We start from the raw sequence: 13705 nt of genomic DNA on the forward strand, positions 1-13705 counted from the left end.
TTATTCAATCATTCGGTAACGACGTTGCCACGTCACGATCTCACCGGCCTCGTTATTGACCTGAAGCTGGCTAACCACGCGAAGCGTTAATTCATCGGTATTGCCGGTATAGTTCACGCGGAAATACCGGCTGCTGATGGAGAGAAGCTCAGCCACCTGCGGGAGATCGTCTTTCAACTGCGGGAAGGTCTGCTCCAGCGCTTTGCTGAAGGTTTCCATATTTTCCCAGCCGGTTTCTGGACGCGAATCAATCAGGCGAACGGCATCATCTTCCGTTAATTTTCCGGGGAACAGCGCGGCCAGTAAGGCGGCCTGTTCCGGTTTCAGGGTGTTCACATCCACCTTGCTGGCAGAGTCCGGCAGCGCGCAGAGCAGCTTGCTCACCTTCGGGTATGCCGCTACCGGGAACGCGGGCAGCTGTTTGATCTCCGCAATGGTGCGCATCATCTGGTTCGCGGGCTGTCGGGCGGGCACAACGCCCGCCCAGGCATCGCTCTCTGCACCGTCTTTGGCCGTCGTCGCGTCGCCATCGAGATAGTCCACCAGCTGTTGATACACCTCTTCTGCCGTAGTGTGGCTGATGCCGCTTTCCGTCAGGATCTGTTCAACAATCTGCTCGTTGCGCGGTTTTTCCGGCACGGCGGGCGCGTTTTGCCCCTGTGGTATTTTCTCTGCGGCCAGCAGGTTATTAACGTTAAAGCAGTCCTGCGCGTCTTCCACCTGACTGAGCACCGTATAATCTTCGCCCCGCGTCTCCAGCGGCTGGTGCCAGTCGCCTTCCAGGTTCAGAGCCTTGTTTTCACCGGTGGCGTCGGTCTGCAGGCGGTCCTTCACCACCTTCTCCTGCGCCTGCATCGCCCAGCGCAACTGCTGCTGGCTGACCTGATAATGGGTTTTCTGCAGATTGCGACAGAACTGCTGGCTAATTTTGGCGGCCAGCGCCGACATCATGACCAGCAGGATCAGCACCACCAGCAGCGCTACCCCTTTCTGTTTACGTAATGCACTCATGATTTTGCTTCCGGTGCCGGTGCCGCCACCGGCGCAGGCGTGGTCTCTGGCGCAGCGGCGGGCGCTGGCGCCGCCGCTTCAGGCATATCGCCCGGGGTCGTAAAGACCCAGCGCCAGGTATCGCCATTTTCCATGGTCAGCGTCAGCTCCACGCCGTCCGGCAGATGCGCCGGGTCGCTCCAGCTTTTCTGCCAGCCCTGACGATAAAAACGCCACTGCAGGGATTTCACCTCGCTGACAATCGGCACTTCATCGGGCTTCGCGTCCACCGGGCCATCAATCACCGGCCAGACGTCGCGATACAGACGCCCCTCTTCCAGGCGCCAGCGCACACGCTCCAGCTGGATCGTTCCGCTCACGCCATTCAGCGTGGTCAGCTCAAGCGCATCATCCACCTGACGAAACAGATCCGGCTCGTTACGCGGGGCGCGCGCCTGCAGCTGGTAGAAATCGCGCTCCATCAGATTCCAGGCCCGCTGCAGCTGATTGAGCTTCGCGGCGCTGGCGTCGGTTGCCGAACTGGTGCGCATTGCGCCGTCCAGAATTTGCCAGGCCAGGGTGCTGATCACCGCGAAAATGGTCAGGGCAATCATGATCTCCAGCAGGGTAAACCCGCGCTGGCGTCGCGTTTTTTTCACTTGCTCTCTCCCGGCGGAACGATCTGCAAAGCGATAACCGGCTGGCTGTCGTCCCCTTCCGCGTAGACGCGAATGGCGTTCGCCCAGCCGTTGTCGGCGGTTTTCACCCGCTGCTTGCGCCAGTTCCAGCTGCGCCCGCCCATGATTTCCGTCCCCTGCGCCTCGGCGTCCGGGAAGTCGGTTTTCGTGAGCTGCGCTTCCGCCAGCTGATTTTCCGCCACCCAGCTGGCCTGCAGCGTGTCGGCCAGGCCGTGAGTGAAACGCACGTTCAGGGAGACGGAGTTCATCAGCGCCAGCGCGGCGGTGGAGAAGATCACCAGCGCGACCATCACCTCCAGCAGCGTCATCCCCTTTTGCTTTTTGCCGTTAGCCATCGTTCTCTACCGATACAGGCGCAGCGCCTTGCGACACCACGCGGAAATGGTGCTGTTTGTCATAGCTTTGCAGCGTCAGCGTGAAGCGGCTGATTTCGCCGTCCGGTAAAAAGAGCACCTGCGGATCGGCGCTTACCGTGGCGGCAAGGCGCTGGGGCGAGAGCGAAACGTGCATCTCTTCCGGGAAATCGCCTTTGGTGGTAATACGCCCGGCGGATAACGGCACCCAGTGACGTTCGCCGTTTTTATCCTCGAGCGTCACCAGCTGATAATTATCCGTCGTGATGACCAGCCCGACGATATTTCCGTCCATCACCGCACGGTCTGAACCATAATCAACGAGGGCTTTTAATTGCTGGCCAAATATATCCGCACCGCTGCGTGAAGGTATTGTTGACACCACCATCATGGCGCAGCTGGCAAATATCACCAGCGCCAGAATAATTTCCAGCAACGTAAAGCCGCGTTGTTTATTCATTATTTCTCTTTCTTATCCAGAGACCAGTTCGTAATATCATCGGCGGTATTGGCTTCACCGTCCGGACCGGCGGAGAAGACGTCGACCGCGCCGTGTTCGCCCGGGCTAACCAGAATATAATCTCCGCCCCACGGGTCCTGCGGCAGGCGACGGATATAGCCATCAGCACGGTAGCCGTTTGGGATTGGCGCGATTTCAGGCTTGGTGACCAGCGCCTGTAAACCCTGCTCGGTTGTCGGGTAGCGGTGGTTATCCAGCTTATACATATCCAGCGAACCTTCGAGCGCGACAATATCGCTGGTTGCTTTTTGCGTATCTGCTTTTTCTTTATTGCCCATTAAGTTTGGCACCACCATGCTCGCCAGTACGCCGAGAATAACAATGACCACCATTAATTCGAGCAAGGTGAAACCCGCCTGACGCGCCAGGTTTTTACGTTTTAAAGCCATGATTTAACCTACCATATTATTAAGTTGCAGAAGCGGTTGTAATATTGACAGCACGATGAATAAAACAATCGTCGCCATGGATACCACCAGCGCCGGTTCAAATACCGACAGCGTTAATGTAATTCGATGCTGCAATGCCGATTCCTGGTTTTCCGCCGCGCGGTCCATTAAATTGCCTAATTCCCCGCTCTCTTCGCCGGAGGCAATCATATACAGCATGGTTGGCGGGAATAATTTCGCCTGTTCCAGCGCGGCATAGAGCGATGCCCCCTGACGCACGGTATCCGCCGCCTGCTCCAGCACCTGCCGGGCGTAGAGGTTTTCGATACCGTCCATCGCGATGTACATCCCCTCCAGCAGCGGCACGCTGCTGGCCTGCAAAATGCTCAGGGTGCGGATATAGCGGGCGCTGTTGATGGCGCATACCAGCTTTTTGATCGGCGAGCCGTTCACCAGCCAGCTGTGCCAGCGAAAACGGTTTTTGGCGTTTCTCAGCCAGGTCTTAAAGCCGACAAACCCGCCGCCGAGGATCCCCACGATGTAGATCCCGTACGCCTGCAGAAAATCACTCACCGCAATCAGCGTGCGGGTGGTGATCGGCAGCTGCTGCTTCATGTGGGTGAACTGCTCGATCACCTGCGGCACCACCGCCACCAGCAGAATGCTGATGACCGCGATGGCGACCACGGTCAGGGTAATCGGGTAGACCATCGCCTGCGTCAGCTTGCTTTTCATCTTCTGGCGCTGCTCGTTGTACTCCGCCAGCTTCTCCAGCACGTCGCCCAGGTGGCCGGTTTTTTCGCCGGCCATCACCAGGGTGCAGTAGAGCTTGTCGAAGGTGCGCGGGAACTGGCTAAACGCGTCGAACAGCGTGTGGCCTTCCACTACTTTCTCGCGGATCTCCACCACCATCGCCGCCAGCTTTTTGTCCTCCGTCTGCTTCGAGATAGCCTTCAGGGCGCTCTCCAGCGGCAGCGCGGCGTTGACCAGCGTCGAAAGCTGGCGGGTAAACATCGACAGCACCGGCGTGGAGAGCTTTGCGCCGGTTTTCGCTTTACCGGACGCCGCCGCCTCGCGGGTTTCGTTGATGCTGACGGGCATCAGCTTTTGCTCGCGAAGCCACTGGCGAACCTGCTTTTGCCCCTCGGCCTGCAGCGTGCCGCGCTGGGTTTTCCCCGCGCCGTCCGTTGCGGTCCAGGCGTAGAAGGCCATTACGCATCCCCCCCACGCTCGGCGGTGACGCGCATCACCTCTTCCAGCGAGGTCACGCCGCTAATCACCTTCAGCAGCCCGTTTTCACGCAGGCTGTAAGCCTGCTTAAAGAGCTGCGTCTCGATGGACATTTCGTCCTTATCTTCATGAATGGCGCGGCGCATGGTGCTGTCCACCACCAGGAACTCATGAATACCGGCCCGGCCCTGATAGCCGCTCTGGCGGCAGTGTTCACAGCCCACCGCGCGGTAGATTGCTTTTGGCGGCGCGTCCATAAAGCTGAACAGCGCTTTTTCATTGGCATCCAGCGGACTGGTGGTCCGGCAGTGCGTACACAGCCGACGCACCAGACGCTGGGCAATGACACCGAGCAACGATGAACCGATTAAAAAGGATTCCAGCCCCATATCCCGCAGGCGGGTGATCGCCCCTGCGGCGCTGTTGGTGTGCAGCGTAGACATGACCAGGTGACCGGTAAGCGACGCCTGCACCGCAATTTGCGCGGTCTCACCGTCACGAATTTCCCCGATCATCACCACGTCCGGGTCCTGACGCAGAATGGCGCGCAGCCCGCGGGCAAAGGTCATGTCCACGCGCGGGTTAACCTGCGTCTGCCCCACCCCTTCCAGCTCGTATTCAATCGGGTCTTCTACGGTCAGAATGTTGCGTTCGTGACCGTTCAGCGCCGAAAGAATGGCGTACAGGGTGGTACTTTTACCGGAGCCTGTCGGCCCGGTGACCAGGATAATGCCGTGCGGGCGGTCAATCAGCCCTTTCAGCTTCTCCAGCTCTTCATCAATCAGGCCCAGCTTATTGATGTCAGGCTTAAGATTGCTTTTATCGAGCAGACGCATCACCACGCGCTCGCCGTACTGGGACGGAATGGTCGAGACGCGCACGTCGATCGCCTTGCGGCCAATGCGCAGGGAGATACGGCCATCCTGCGGCAGGCGCTTCTCGGCGATGTCGAGTTTTGACATGACCTTGATGCGCGATACCAGCAGTGGCGCGAGCTTGCGCGCAGGCTGCAGCACCGGGCGCAGCACGCCGTCAACGCGGAAGCGAATGCTCAGCGTGCGCTCGAAGGTTTCGATATGAATATCCGACGCGCCGTCCTTCACCGCCTCGCCGAGAATGGCGTTGATCAGGCGGATCACCGGCGAGTTTTCGTCGTTATCGAGCAGATCTTCGTTATCCGGGATCTCCTCGGTTAACGCCATCAGGTCGATATCGGCGTCCATATCGTCCACCAGCTGCTGCGAGACGCCGCTGCTCTGCTGCCAGATTTTGGCCAGCATCTCGTCAAACGCTTCCGGCGTGAGGGTGACCGGGACGAACGCGCGTCCCAGCACCCGGCGCACTTCCAGCAGTGCAAATGCCGGGGTGTCATCACGGATATAGACGTCATTGTTATAAAATAAAACGCCGTTATCTTTTGCGTAGCTGCTGCTACACAGTGTTTTACTCAGTTCGTCCACGTTGCCCCTCCGCCTTACTCTTTAAACGGATTGCGTGTCGCGCTGGTTTTCACCGGTGCGGCATGGGTGGCCGTCTTAGTGTCGGCAGACGGAAACGCGGGCAGAATGGCGTTATCCGCTGGCTCAATAATGCCGAGCTTTTTCTCCTCCACGCGCTGCATCTGGCGAACGCGGATCTGGTCATATTTCTCTTTCGACGCGGCGCTGTAGTTGTCGTCGTCACGCAGGACGGTGGTATGGATAAACACCATCAGGTTGCGTTTCGACGTGTCCTGCGAGGTGTAGCGGAACAGCTGGCCCACCAGCGGGATATCGCCGAGCAGCGGCACTTTGGAAACCGACTGCTTGGTGACGTTTTCCATCAGGCCGCCGAGCACCACCGTCTGGCCACTGTGGACCATCACTTCGTTATTGATGGTGCGAGTGTTGAAGGTTGGGCCGAGGCTGGCGTCTTCCGTCGCGCTGTTGTCAACGCTGGAAACTTCCTGCTCAATCTTCAGGTGGATCATGTCACCGTCGTTAATCTGCGGCACAATTTTCAGCTTGGTACCGACGGTCTTACGCTCAACGGAGTTAAAGACGTTGTCGCCGCTGGTGGTCTGCGAACCGGCAAGGACCGGCACGTCCTGGCCCACGTTAAACGACGCTTCTTTGTTATCCAGCGTGACCACGCTCGGCGTGGAGAGAATGTCGTTTTTACCGTCGGTGGAGAGCGCGGTCATCAGGGCGCCGAAGTCGCCGTTGAAGAAACCGGTCGCCAGGCCAGTGAAGCTTGCCTCCTTCATGGTGCCGTTTTTAATCTGGCTGATAGGCAGGCCGGTTGAGCCGAACTGCACGCCGCCGTGCTTGCTGGTCCACTGCACGCCGAGATCCAGGCCGTTACCGTCCTGCACTTCAGCAATGATCGCTTCCACCAGTACCTGCGGACGGCGAATGTCGAGCTTGTCGATCACCTTCTCCAGGGAGTTCATCACGTTAGGCTGCGCGGTGATCACCAGCGCGTTCGTTGACTCGTCGGCGCTAATATTCAGATCGCTGGCCGACGTGGCGGTTTTCGACTTCGGCGCACCCGCCTTGTCTTTCAGCTGCTCGCCAATACCGGTCAGCACCGGAACCACTTTGGTGGCGCTGGCGTATTTGAGGTAGAAGACGCGGGTATTCCCCTCGTTGTTCTGCTCGCGATCCAGCTGATGGATCAGGGAACGGGTGCGCATGCGCGCATCTTCCGAACCGCTGATCACCAGGCTGTTGGTCTCGTCATCCGCTACCACCTTGGTGGCGAGCTGCGGCGCGTTCTGCCCCTTCTGCTCTTCGTTGTTGAGGTTGTTCAACATGTCGGAGAGCTCTTTGGCGGACGCAAAGCGCAGCGGTACGATTTCGCGACGCTGAATGCCGTCTCTGTCGACGCGCTGCACCAGATCCACCAGGCGGTTCACCACCGAGGCTTTCCCGGTTAACAGCAGGACGTTCGACGGCTCAAAATGCACCACGTTACCGATACCGGTGGCATCGTTCAGCTGGCGCAGCAGCGGGGCCAGCTCACGCACCGGCACGTTTTCCATGCGCACGACGCGGGTGATGATCTCATCGCCTTTGCCCGGATTTTTGCTGTCGGCCAGCGGGGCCCCGGCGGTGCGGGCTACGCTTGAGCGCACCACTTTGACCATGCCGTTGTCCATCGGGATCACCGACAGACCGTACAGGTCCAGCACGCTCAGGAAGAACTGGTAATACTCATCTTCCGTCAGCACGTTATAGGTTCTCACCGACACCGTGCCCTGAACGGACGGGTCGACGAGAATGGTTTTGTTAAGATTGCGGCCTACCGTATCGATAAACTCGCGGATATCGGTATTTTTAAAGCTCGCGCTAAAGTTGGCTGCAAGCAGCGAACTGGAATATAACGACAATGCGGTCAGCGCCACGCACGCCCAAGGAAATTTCTTCATGTCTGTACACTTGTTAATTGTTTAGAACATTAACCCGAATATTTTCAAGGTGAGCGTGACGTCTGACGACGACCTCCGCTTCTTTCATTTTCGACCAGTTGGCAATAATACTTTTTGCCTTTGCTTCATCGGTCATATCGACAGAGTTGACTTTCACAGCCACGTCGCCCTTTTCCAGCCCGGAATGGCTGAAGAACGCTGAGGCATTCCTTGGATTGATGTTGTAGCCTTCCAGTTGGCCTTTTTCGATTACCGGTTTTAACACCAGATAATCATCCAGATGCACGCTTTCCGCGCCTGCATCTTTCGTCGATTTGGTTACCGGGCCGCTGTCAACGCCGCCCTTAAAATAGTCAGGCTTATTTAATGCCAGTACCTGCGTAGCACCTTCATAATTAACCACCACATTGTCTTTGTTAATTTCCTGAATAAAGGCATCGTTAAAACCGGTCAGCGGCTCGCCTTCGCGATAGCTGCGCTGGCCTGCCGAGGTTTTAATCACCGCAAAGGAGAGCCAGGCATCGTCACTGCTGACAATTCCTTCAATTTCCGCTGCCAGCGGGGCTTTCGCGGCAGCCGGTAAGTTATCCTGACGCACCGCAGCCGTGAACAGAGTAAATGTCTTTTCTTCACGACGATTTTTCAGCGGCTGTTCATCAGATTTAGCCAACTTATTCGTAACTTTTTTATAATCTTTAAACGTCAGATAGCCTTGCTGGCCGCAAAAAATTAACAGCACAAACATAATACAAGGCGTTATCCACCGTGACAGAAATGAGAACCTCATTTTTCATCTGGCCTTTAGCAAAGCGGAAATAAGCAGCGTCGGGCTGCGCCAATATGTGTGAAAAATAGTAATTAACTGCCGTAAATACGACCATCGACTTCGCCATTAACTTTAATAAAAAAAACTATTGACCAAATAAAATCGGGATGTTAGGTCATTGCAACTGGATATTTTTACCCTGTGCGCAAATTGACCACCCTGTGGCGTTGCTTTACTTTCTCGTCCTGTTGCTATTCCTAATCAGAGACGGTAAGTCGTTATGTATCAGAGCCACTTTAAATTTAAACAACCGCCATTCAGAACAATCACGGGTTTCTCCGGCGATTTTCTGGTGCCTTATCATCAGGACGTATTCAACCTGCTGAAAGAGAAAAGCCAGGTGGCGGGAATTATCGGGCTCTTTTGTAACGACGCACCGCTGCTGGGCCACTTCAGCGATGCGCTGAAGGCCAGCCTTCCTGGCGCCATTGCCATCAACGCGTTTCCTAAGCTGAGTGCCAGTAGCCTGCTGTACAAGCTCAACCCGGGAACGAAAGAGAGCAAGAGCCGCATTCAGGCGGTGGATGCCGTGCTGCATCAGTGGCAGGGCGGAAAAAACCGCAGCAAAACCCTGGTCATCCGTCACGCGGAAGCGATGAAGGAGAACTGCCGTGAGGTGCTGGGGATGTTGCTTACGCGTGCTCAGGAGCTGGAGTTCCGTCTGTCCATCGTGCTGATGGGCAGCGCGGATCAGGAAGCCGCCCTCTTACACCCATCTGAACTTCGCGAATATGCCCATACCCGTCATACATTGCGTCCCCTGACCTGCCGGGAATTTCTCAGCTATGTGCAGGCGCAGTGTGAAGAACACGGGTGCGAGAATTCGCCGCTAACCCCGGCGCGCGTGCGCAAGATGCACGCGCTGACCAAAGGCAACATCAGCAAACTGAATGAACTGGCGCACCTGTCAATGCTCGCGGCCTGGACCGAACGTGCAGCGCAGGTCAGCCCGCGTCATTTACGCCTGGCGGCAGGCGAGATCCTCCCGGCAAAAAAACACGGTAAGCGCCTGGCGACCGTGGGATTGTTCGCCTCGGTTCTGTTCGCCGCCTGCGGATGGTATTTAACCGCCTCAATCAATGCAAAACTGCCGATTCAGCTTCCCGTACCGGCGAGCTGGAAACAGCAGAAGTCAAAAGCCGACGCGCCTGTCGTGCCGGTTATCGACAATGAAGTGGTTAATCAGCCGGATGCGATGCATCAGCTGTACCTGATGTGGGGGTATGACGCCTCCGCGGATGATGCGCTGTGTCAGAACGCCGGGAAGGTCAATCTGATGTGTAAACAGGGTAACGCGTCACCGGATACGCTGGCACAGGAGGGTTATCCGTGGGTCAGTGAACTCAAAACCGGTAACCATCTTAACTACGCTGTTGTCGCCCGCGTAGGCGATGACTCGATGGATCTGCTGATGAATAACCGCACCTGGCAGGTGAGCCGCAGCTGGTTTAACCAGCATGCCACCGGTAACTTTACCCAGCTGCATCGCCTGACGCCGGAAGGCAAAGATGCCATCAGCGCCGCCAGCGATGCGAAAGACATGGGCTGGCTGGATCAGGCGCTGAGTCTGGCTCTTGGCCAGCCTGAAACCCATGCTCAGACCTGGACGGCTGAGATGATGAAACGCACCCGCGAGTTCCAGCAAAAAATGCATCTGCATGTGGATGGTATTCCAGGGGAAGATACGCTGATGCAGTTAATGCGTGAAACCCATACCACGCCGAGCGTGTTGATTCAGGCCACGCATGCCACACCGGACGCCAACACGCAGGAGAAGCATTCCTAATGTCTACCATCTGTCTTGCGGCTCAGCGCAGCTACACCACCGGAGAGGCGGTCTGGTTTTCGTACCGCCTCCCCAGCCTGAGAAAAATTTGTGGTCATACCTTTTTATGGGTATTGGGTTTGTGCGCCCTGGTCATGGCAGGGCTGTACGCGCATATTTACTGGAATTTGCGCCACCCGACCCCTGAACCGGTAAAAGCGAGCGTCGCTAAACCGGAAACGCAGCTTTCCGATATGCATTATGTGTACGTGAGTAAACCGTTCCCGCATCCGCATCCTAAACCGGCGCCGGTACGGGAAGAGATGCCGCCCATGCAGGATCTGCCGATAAGCACCGATGATGCTGACTGGCAGCAGGCCCCTGACAGCACCGTGCCGCAGGATGCCGGGCACGATACCTCGCGTGATACCCTGCCGGGAACCGAGGCGCACGAAAACGCCACCGCGTCGTCGGGAAGTGAGGATGCTTCGTTAGCCGAATTGTTTAAGCAGGCGTTGAAAGAACAAGAGCAGGATTATTCTCAAGGCAAAATTCCCGCGCCGCCGGTTGACGAAACGCAGGATCAATCGCAAAGCAGTTTGTTGCATAACGATAACGTCCAGTCTCCTTTGAGTAAAAAAGGAGACCGGCTGGAGTAGTTAATATTTTTCAGGGAGCGTGGTGAGGTTAAGCAGACGACCTTTCTCTACCACAATATATTGACCTTTTTTCAGGTCGGAGAGGATTTTAATAATGGTACTGCGGGCCAGGTTGGTATATTCCTGAATATAGTCATAGATATTAATATCGCGCTGCTGGTGAACAATCAGCTCATTAATTTCGTAGAGGAATTCGCGGACCACAGAATAGGCGCTACGGGCGACCAGAACATCATCGCGTTTGCTCAGCAGGCAGATGTACCAGGAGAGCACTTTGGTCAATTCAGGCCACAGATTTTTCTCGGTCATAAGCTGCGCGAAGGCCTCTTTTTTGATGCTGCGTACCACGGTGTTTGCGCGGACCAGGCCGTACATATGGGCTGACTGATAGAAAATAGCGGACAGGCCAAACACGCACTGTCCGGTGACGGTAAACATGCAGAGTTCGTCTGATTCACGACGGAATTCGACTTCGCCGCTGACGATAATATGAATATACTGAGAGTCAGCAGTGGAAATTTTCTGCCATTTCTTTAAGGTTTTCTCTTCAAAACCTTCCGTGGCAGAAATAATGGCTTCCATTTCAGGTTGTGGACGTAATTTTTTACCGTAAATGCTTAACATTGTTATACCCATTTAAGATTAGATTTATTAGACATAGCATGGCCGCGGCATTAAAACCGAAAACCAACAATCTTTTCCTGATGAAAGGCTCAAGGAGAAAATAAGAACACCTGCCGCCAGCAATATTTTTTTGATTTACTTAGCAAGCTATGTGTCTATCTTAAATCCGGATAATTTTAAGTCAATTTACTAAAAATGAATTGAGTTTGTACTTAAGATTAATCTCAAGCACAAATAAGGGGAAAACGCGCATTCGGGCGCAAACCGAAGGTTTACCCCTGCCCGTATTTCTCTAAAAGGGCTTCTGCAATGGCCATCGTTTCCACATCCGCGACGCCGTTCCATACCTGCGGGCGATAGTGCATCTGGAAGGCGGTGATAACGCGTTGCTGCTGCTGATCCGTGGCGTTGTCCGGCACCTCATAGCCATAGCGCATCAGCAGGTCGAGCAGGGCTGCACGATCTACCTCCTGATAGCGCGGACGACCATTGATATAGAAGTTCACGCGCCCGGCATCGGGCCAGGCCCCAATCCCCTGCTTCGCCAGCGCCTGCCAGGGAAACAGCGGGCCGGGATCGTCCTTACGCTGGGGCGCGATATCAGCATGCGCCACCACGTTCTGCGGTTTAATGTCATACCGGGCGATAATGTCTTTCGCCAGCGGGATAAGCGCCGCGATTTGCGCGGGCTCAAACGGGGCGAAAACTTTCACACCGTCGCGCTTCTGCCAGCCGCGGTTCTCCAGCTCAATGCCGACAGACGTGTCATTGATCCGGTTGGTGCCGCGCCAGAAGCTGATGCCCGCATGCCAGGCCAGCTCGCTCTCCGGCACCAGCTGCCAGATGCGCGGTTTGCCGTCGGGTGCGGGCGGCTTCGCAGGGATGAGATAGTGGGAGCTGACGTTTTTGTCCGTCAGCGTGGCCAGCGAGGTGTCGAAGTCGTCGGCGGTGTAGTGGATCACCAGCACCTTTATGCGCGGGTAGGCCGCCTGCGCCTGATGGCGAGTATCCAGCTCGTAGGCACCTTTATCAACAATGCCTTTTTCCTGGGCGCATCCTGCCAGCAACATCGCCAGCAGGAGCGTTGAAAGCGAGCGCTTCATCGACGGGTTTTCACCGCCGTGCCGCTTACGCTCACCATCAGCATGCTCGAATCTTTGCCGACGGTTTCATAATCAATATCGATTCCTACAACGGCATCTGCTCCCAGCGCTTTGGCCTGCTCGCCCAGCTCCTTAAACGCAATTTCGCGCGCTTTACGCAGCTCTTTTTCGTACGCGCCGGAGCGTCCACCGACGATGTCACGAATCCCGGCAAAGAAATCCCGGAAAATGTTCGCGCCCAGAATCGCTTCGCCGGTGACCACGCCGCAATACTCGGTAATGGTCTGTCCTTCCAGGGTTGGCGTTGTTGAAAACTGCATACTTTCTCTCCTTCTTTAGCGTTCAATGCGTTAGCAACAGCATTATCGGTTCGTTACGCTATGATTGAAAGGATAGTTAATAAATAAGGAAATCAACATGCGCTACTCTGCTTTAACACTTTTAGTGCCCTGCGCGCTGGTGCTCAGCGCCTGTACTACCACGGTCACGCCAGCCTTTAAGGATATCGGTACCCGCAGCGGCCCCTGCATAGACGGCGGCCCGGATACCGTGGCGCAACAGTTCTATGATTACCGCATTCAGCATCGCGGAAATGATCTCACCGCCCTGCGCCCGTACCTGAGCGATAATCTTGCAAAACTGCTCAACGATGCGACTCGCGATCCGCAGCATAACGCCCTGCTGAAATCCGATCCGTTCTCCAGCCGCAGCACGCTGCCGGACAGCGCCGAGGTGGCCAGCGCGTCAACCATCCCGAACACCGATGCGCGGAACATTCCGCTGCGCGTGAAGCTGACCCAGGGAACCCAAACCTGGCAGGACGAAGTGCTGATGATCCGTGAAGGCCAGTGCTGGGCGGTGGACGATGTGCGCTATATCGGCGGCAGCGTTCATGCCCCGGCCGGCACGCTGCGCCAGTCGATTGAGAACCGCTAGATCATTAGTGATAAAAATGTTACCCCCGTAAAATGTCCGGCATTTCACGTGGAATGCCGACATTTATACTCGCCGACCTTGCCGTTCGCTATTTTGTGCTATGTTTAAGAGGAAATGCGGGTTATATTTAACTTTTAACGCAGAAATATTGCATAACTATTCTGTCAACGGTACTATCTGCGGCCTCAATTGCTATAGATTGC

15 protein-coding genes are annotated in these 13705 nt (G+C 56.0%); 3 read left to right on the top strand and 12 right to left on the bottom strand.

The window, feature by feature from the left end; translation table 11 throughout:
* From gspK to gspC, 9 genes are read right to left on the bottom strand one after another with little or no spacing between them, the layout of a single operon-like run.
* Positions 1 to 1011, bottom strand: coding sequence for a type II secretion system minor pseudopilin GspK (gspK, locus tag IM313_RS13025; RefSeq protein WP_192970840.1), 1011 nt, complete (start codon positions 1009 to 1011; stop codon positions 1 to 3).
* Positions 1008 to 1649 (bottom strand): type II secretion system minor pseudopilin GspJ, encoded by a 642-nt coding sequence (gene gspJ, locus IM313_RS13030; RefSeq protein ID WP_045261801.1) that lies wholly within the window; start codon positions 1647 to 1649, stop codon positions 1008 to 1010. The genes gspK and gspJ overlap by 4 nt, the downstream gene beginning before the upstream one ends.
* Positions 1646 to 2023, bottom strand: coding sequence for a type II secretion system minor pseudopilin GspI (gene gspI / locus IM313_RS13035; RefSeq protein WP_028012527.1), 378 nt, complete (start codon positions 2021 to 2023; stop codon positions 1646 to 1648). Before gspI ends, gspJ begins: the two co-directional genes overlap by 4 nt.
* Complete coding sequence (gspH, locus tag IM313_RS13040) at positions 2016 to 2501, bottom strand: type II secretion system minor pseudopilin GspH (RefSeq protein WP_028012526.1); 486 nt, start codon at positions 2499 to 2501, stop codon at positions 2016 to 2018. The genes gspI and gspH overlap by 8 nt, the downstream gene beginning before the upstream one ends.
* Positions 2501 to 2950 carry a type II secretion system major pseudopilin GspG gene (gene gspG / locus IM313_RS13045; protein ID WP_028012525.1) on the bottom strand — a complete coding sequence of 150 codons (450 nt, stop codon included), beginning with the start codon at positions 2948 to 2950 and terminating at the stop codon, positions 2501 to 2503. The genes gspH and gspG overlap by 1 nt, the downstream gene beginning before the upstream one ends.
* Before the next feature lie 3 nt (positions 2951 to 2953).
* On the bottom strand, positions 2954 to 4162 hold the full coding sequence (gspF, locus tag IM313_RS13050; protein ID WP_045261802.1) for a type II secretion system inner membrane protein GspF: 1209 nt from the start codon (positions 4160 to 4162) through the stop codon (positions 2954 to 2956).
* A complete protein-coding gene (gene gspE / locus IM313_RS13055) occupies positions 4162 to 5640 on the bottom strand; it encodes a type II secretion system ATPase GspE (protein ID WP_006809432.1) in 1479 nt (492 codons plus the stop codon). Before gspE ends, gspF begins: the two co-directional genes overlap by 1 nt.
* Before the next feature lie 14 nt (positions 5641 to 5654).
* A complete protein-coding gene (gene gspD, locus IM313_RS13060; protein WP_192970839.1) occupies positions 5655 to 7589 on the bottom strand; it encodes a type II secretion system secretin GspD in 1935 nt (644 codons plus the stop codon).
* A gap of 13 nt (positions 7590 to 7602) precedes the next feature.
* Positions 7603 to 8334, bottom strand: a complete 732-nt coding sequence (gene gspC / locus IM313_RS13065) for a type II secretion system protein GspC (RefSeq protein WP_192970838.1) — start codon at positions 8332 to 8334, stop codon at positions 7603 to 7605.
* 301 nt (positions 8335 to 8635) lie between these two features.
* Here gspC and IM313_RS13070 point away from each other — a divergent pair, with 301 nt between their 5' ends.
* Together IM313_RS13070 and IM313_RS13075 are read left to right on the top strand one after the other, a co-directional pair.
* The gene (locus IM313_RS13070) at positions 8636 to 10201 is read left to right on the top strand and encodes an ExeA family protein (RefSeq protein WP_192970837.1); all 1566 of its coding nucleotides are present in this window, start codon (positions 8636 to 8638) and stop codon (positions 10199 to 10201) included.
* Complete coding sequence (locus IM313_RS13075) at positions 10201 to 10839, top strand: hypothetical protein (protein ID WP_192970836.1); 639 nt, start codon at positions 10201 to 10203, stop codon at positions 10837 to 10839. Before IM313_RS13070 ends, IM313_RS13075 begins: the two co-directional genes overlap by 1 nt.
* Here IM313_RS13075 and IM313_RS13080 read toward each other — a convergent pair whose 3' ends face one another.
* The 3 genes from IM313_RS13080 to IM313_RS13090 all read right to left on the bottom strand — a co-directional run bounded on the left by IM313_RS13080 (position 10840) and on the right by IM313_RS13090 (position 12886).
* Complete coding sequence (locus IM313_RS13080; protein ID WP_028012518.1) at positions 10840 to 11463, bottom strand: helix-turn-helix domain-containing protein; 624 nt, start codon at positions 11461 to 11463, stop codon at positions 10840 to 10842. It lies immediately after the preceding gene.
* Positions 11464 to 11735: 272 nt separating this feature from the next.
* Positions 11736 to 12566, bottom strand: a complete 831-nt coding sequence (locus IM313_RS13085) for an N-acetylmuramoyl-L-alanine amidase (RefSeq protein ID WP_192970835.1) — start codon at positions 12564 to 12566, stop codon at positions 11736 to 11738.
* Positions 12563 to 12886, bottom strand: coding sequence for a heavy metal-binding domain-containing protein (locus IM313_RS13090; RefSeq protein ID WP_028012516.1), 324 nt, complete (start codon positions 12884 to 12886; stop codon positions 12563 to 12565). The genes IM313_RS13085 and IM313_RS13090 overlap by 4 nt, the downstream gene beginning before the upstream one ends.
* Positions 12887 to 12983: 97 nt before the next feature.
* Between IM313_RS13090 and IM313_RS13095 the strand changes: the two genes are divergently transcribed.
* Positions 12984 to 13502 carry a lipoprotein gene (locus IM313_RS13095; RefSeq protein WP_126817714.1) on the top strand — a complete coding sequence of 173 codons (519 nt, stop codon included), beginning with the start codon at positions 12984 to 12986 and terminating at the stop codon, positions 13500 to 13502.
* Positions 13503 to 13705: the final 203 nt, after the last annotated feature.

Source organism: Enterobacter cloacae complex sp. P2B (assembly GCF_014895985.1).
In the GTDB taxonomy this organism is placed as follows: domain Bacteria; phylum Pseudomonadota; class Gammaproteobacteria; order Enterobacterales; family Enterobacteriaceae; genus Enterobacter; species Enterobacter bugandensis.

Bases quoted from the DNA above. Each gene is read 5' to 3' on its own strand.
- gspC (WP_192970838.1), bottom strand. From the start codon at position 8,334: ATGTTTGTGCTGTTAATTTTTTGCGGCCAGCAAGGCTATCTGACGTTT.
- gspD (WP_192970839.1), bottom strand. From the start codon at position 7,589: ATGAAGAAATTTCCTTGGGCGTGCGTGGCGCTGACCGCATTGTCGTTA.
- IM313_RS13085 (WP_192970835.1), bottom strand. From the start codon at position 12,566: ATGAAGCGCTCGCTTTCAACGCTCCTGCTGGCGATGTTGCTGGCAGGA.
- IM313_RS13080 (WP_028012518.1), bottom strand. From the start codon at position 11,463: ATGTTAAGCATTTACGGTAAAAAATTACGTCCACAACCTGAAATGGAA.
- gspI (WP_028012527.1), bottom strand. From the start codon at position 2,023: ATGGCTAACGGCAAAAAGCAAAAGGGGATGACGCTGCTGGAGGTGATG.
- gspF (WP_045261802.1), bottom strand. From the start codon at position 4,162: ATGGCCTTCTACGCCTGGACCGCAACGGACGGCGCGGGGAAAACCCAG.
- gspK (WP_192970840.1), bottom strand. From the start codon at position 1,011: ATGAGTGCATTACGTAAACAGAAAGGGGTAGCGCTGCTGGTGGTGCTG.
- IM313_RS13070 (WP_192970837.1), top strand. From the start codon at position 8,636: ATGTATCAGAGCCACTTTAAATTTAAACAACCGCCATTCAGAACAATC.
- gspG (WP_028012525.1), bottom strand. From the start codon at position 2,950: ATGGCTTTAAAACGTAAAAACCTGGCGCGTCAGGCGGGTTTCACCTTG.
- IM313_RS13095 (WP_126817714.1), top strand. From the start codon at position 12,984: ATGCGCTACTCTGCTTTAACACTTTTAGTGCCCTGCGCGCTGGTGCTC.
- IM313_RS13090 (WP_028012516.1), bottom strand. From the start codon at position 12,886: ATGCAGTTTTCAACAACGCCAACCCTGGAAGGACAGACCATTACCGAG.
- gspH (WP_028012526.1), bottom strand. From the start codon at position 2,501: ATGAATAAACAACGCGGCTTTACGTTGCTGGAAATTATTCTGGCGCTG.
- IM313_RS13075 (WP_192970836.1), top strand. From the start codon at position 10,201: ATGTCTACCATCTGTCTTGCGGCTCAGCGCAGCTACACCACCGGAGAG.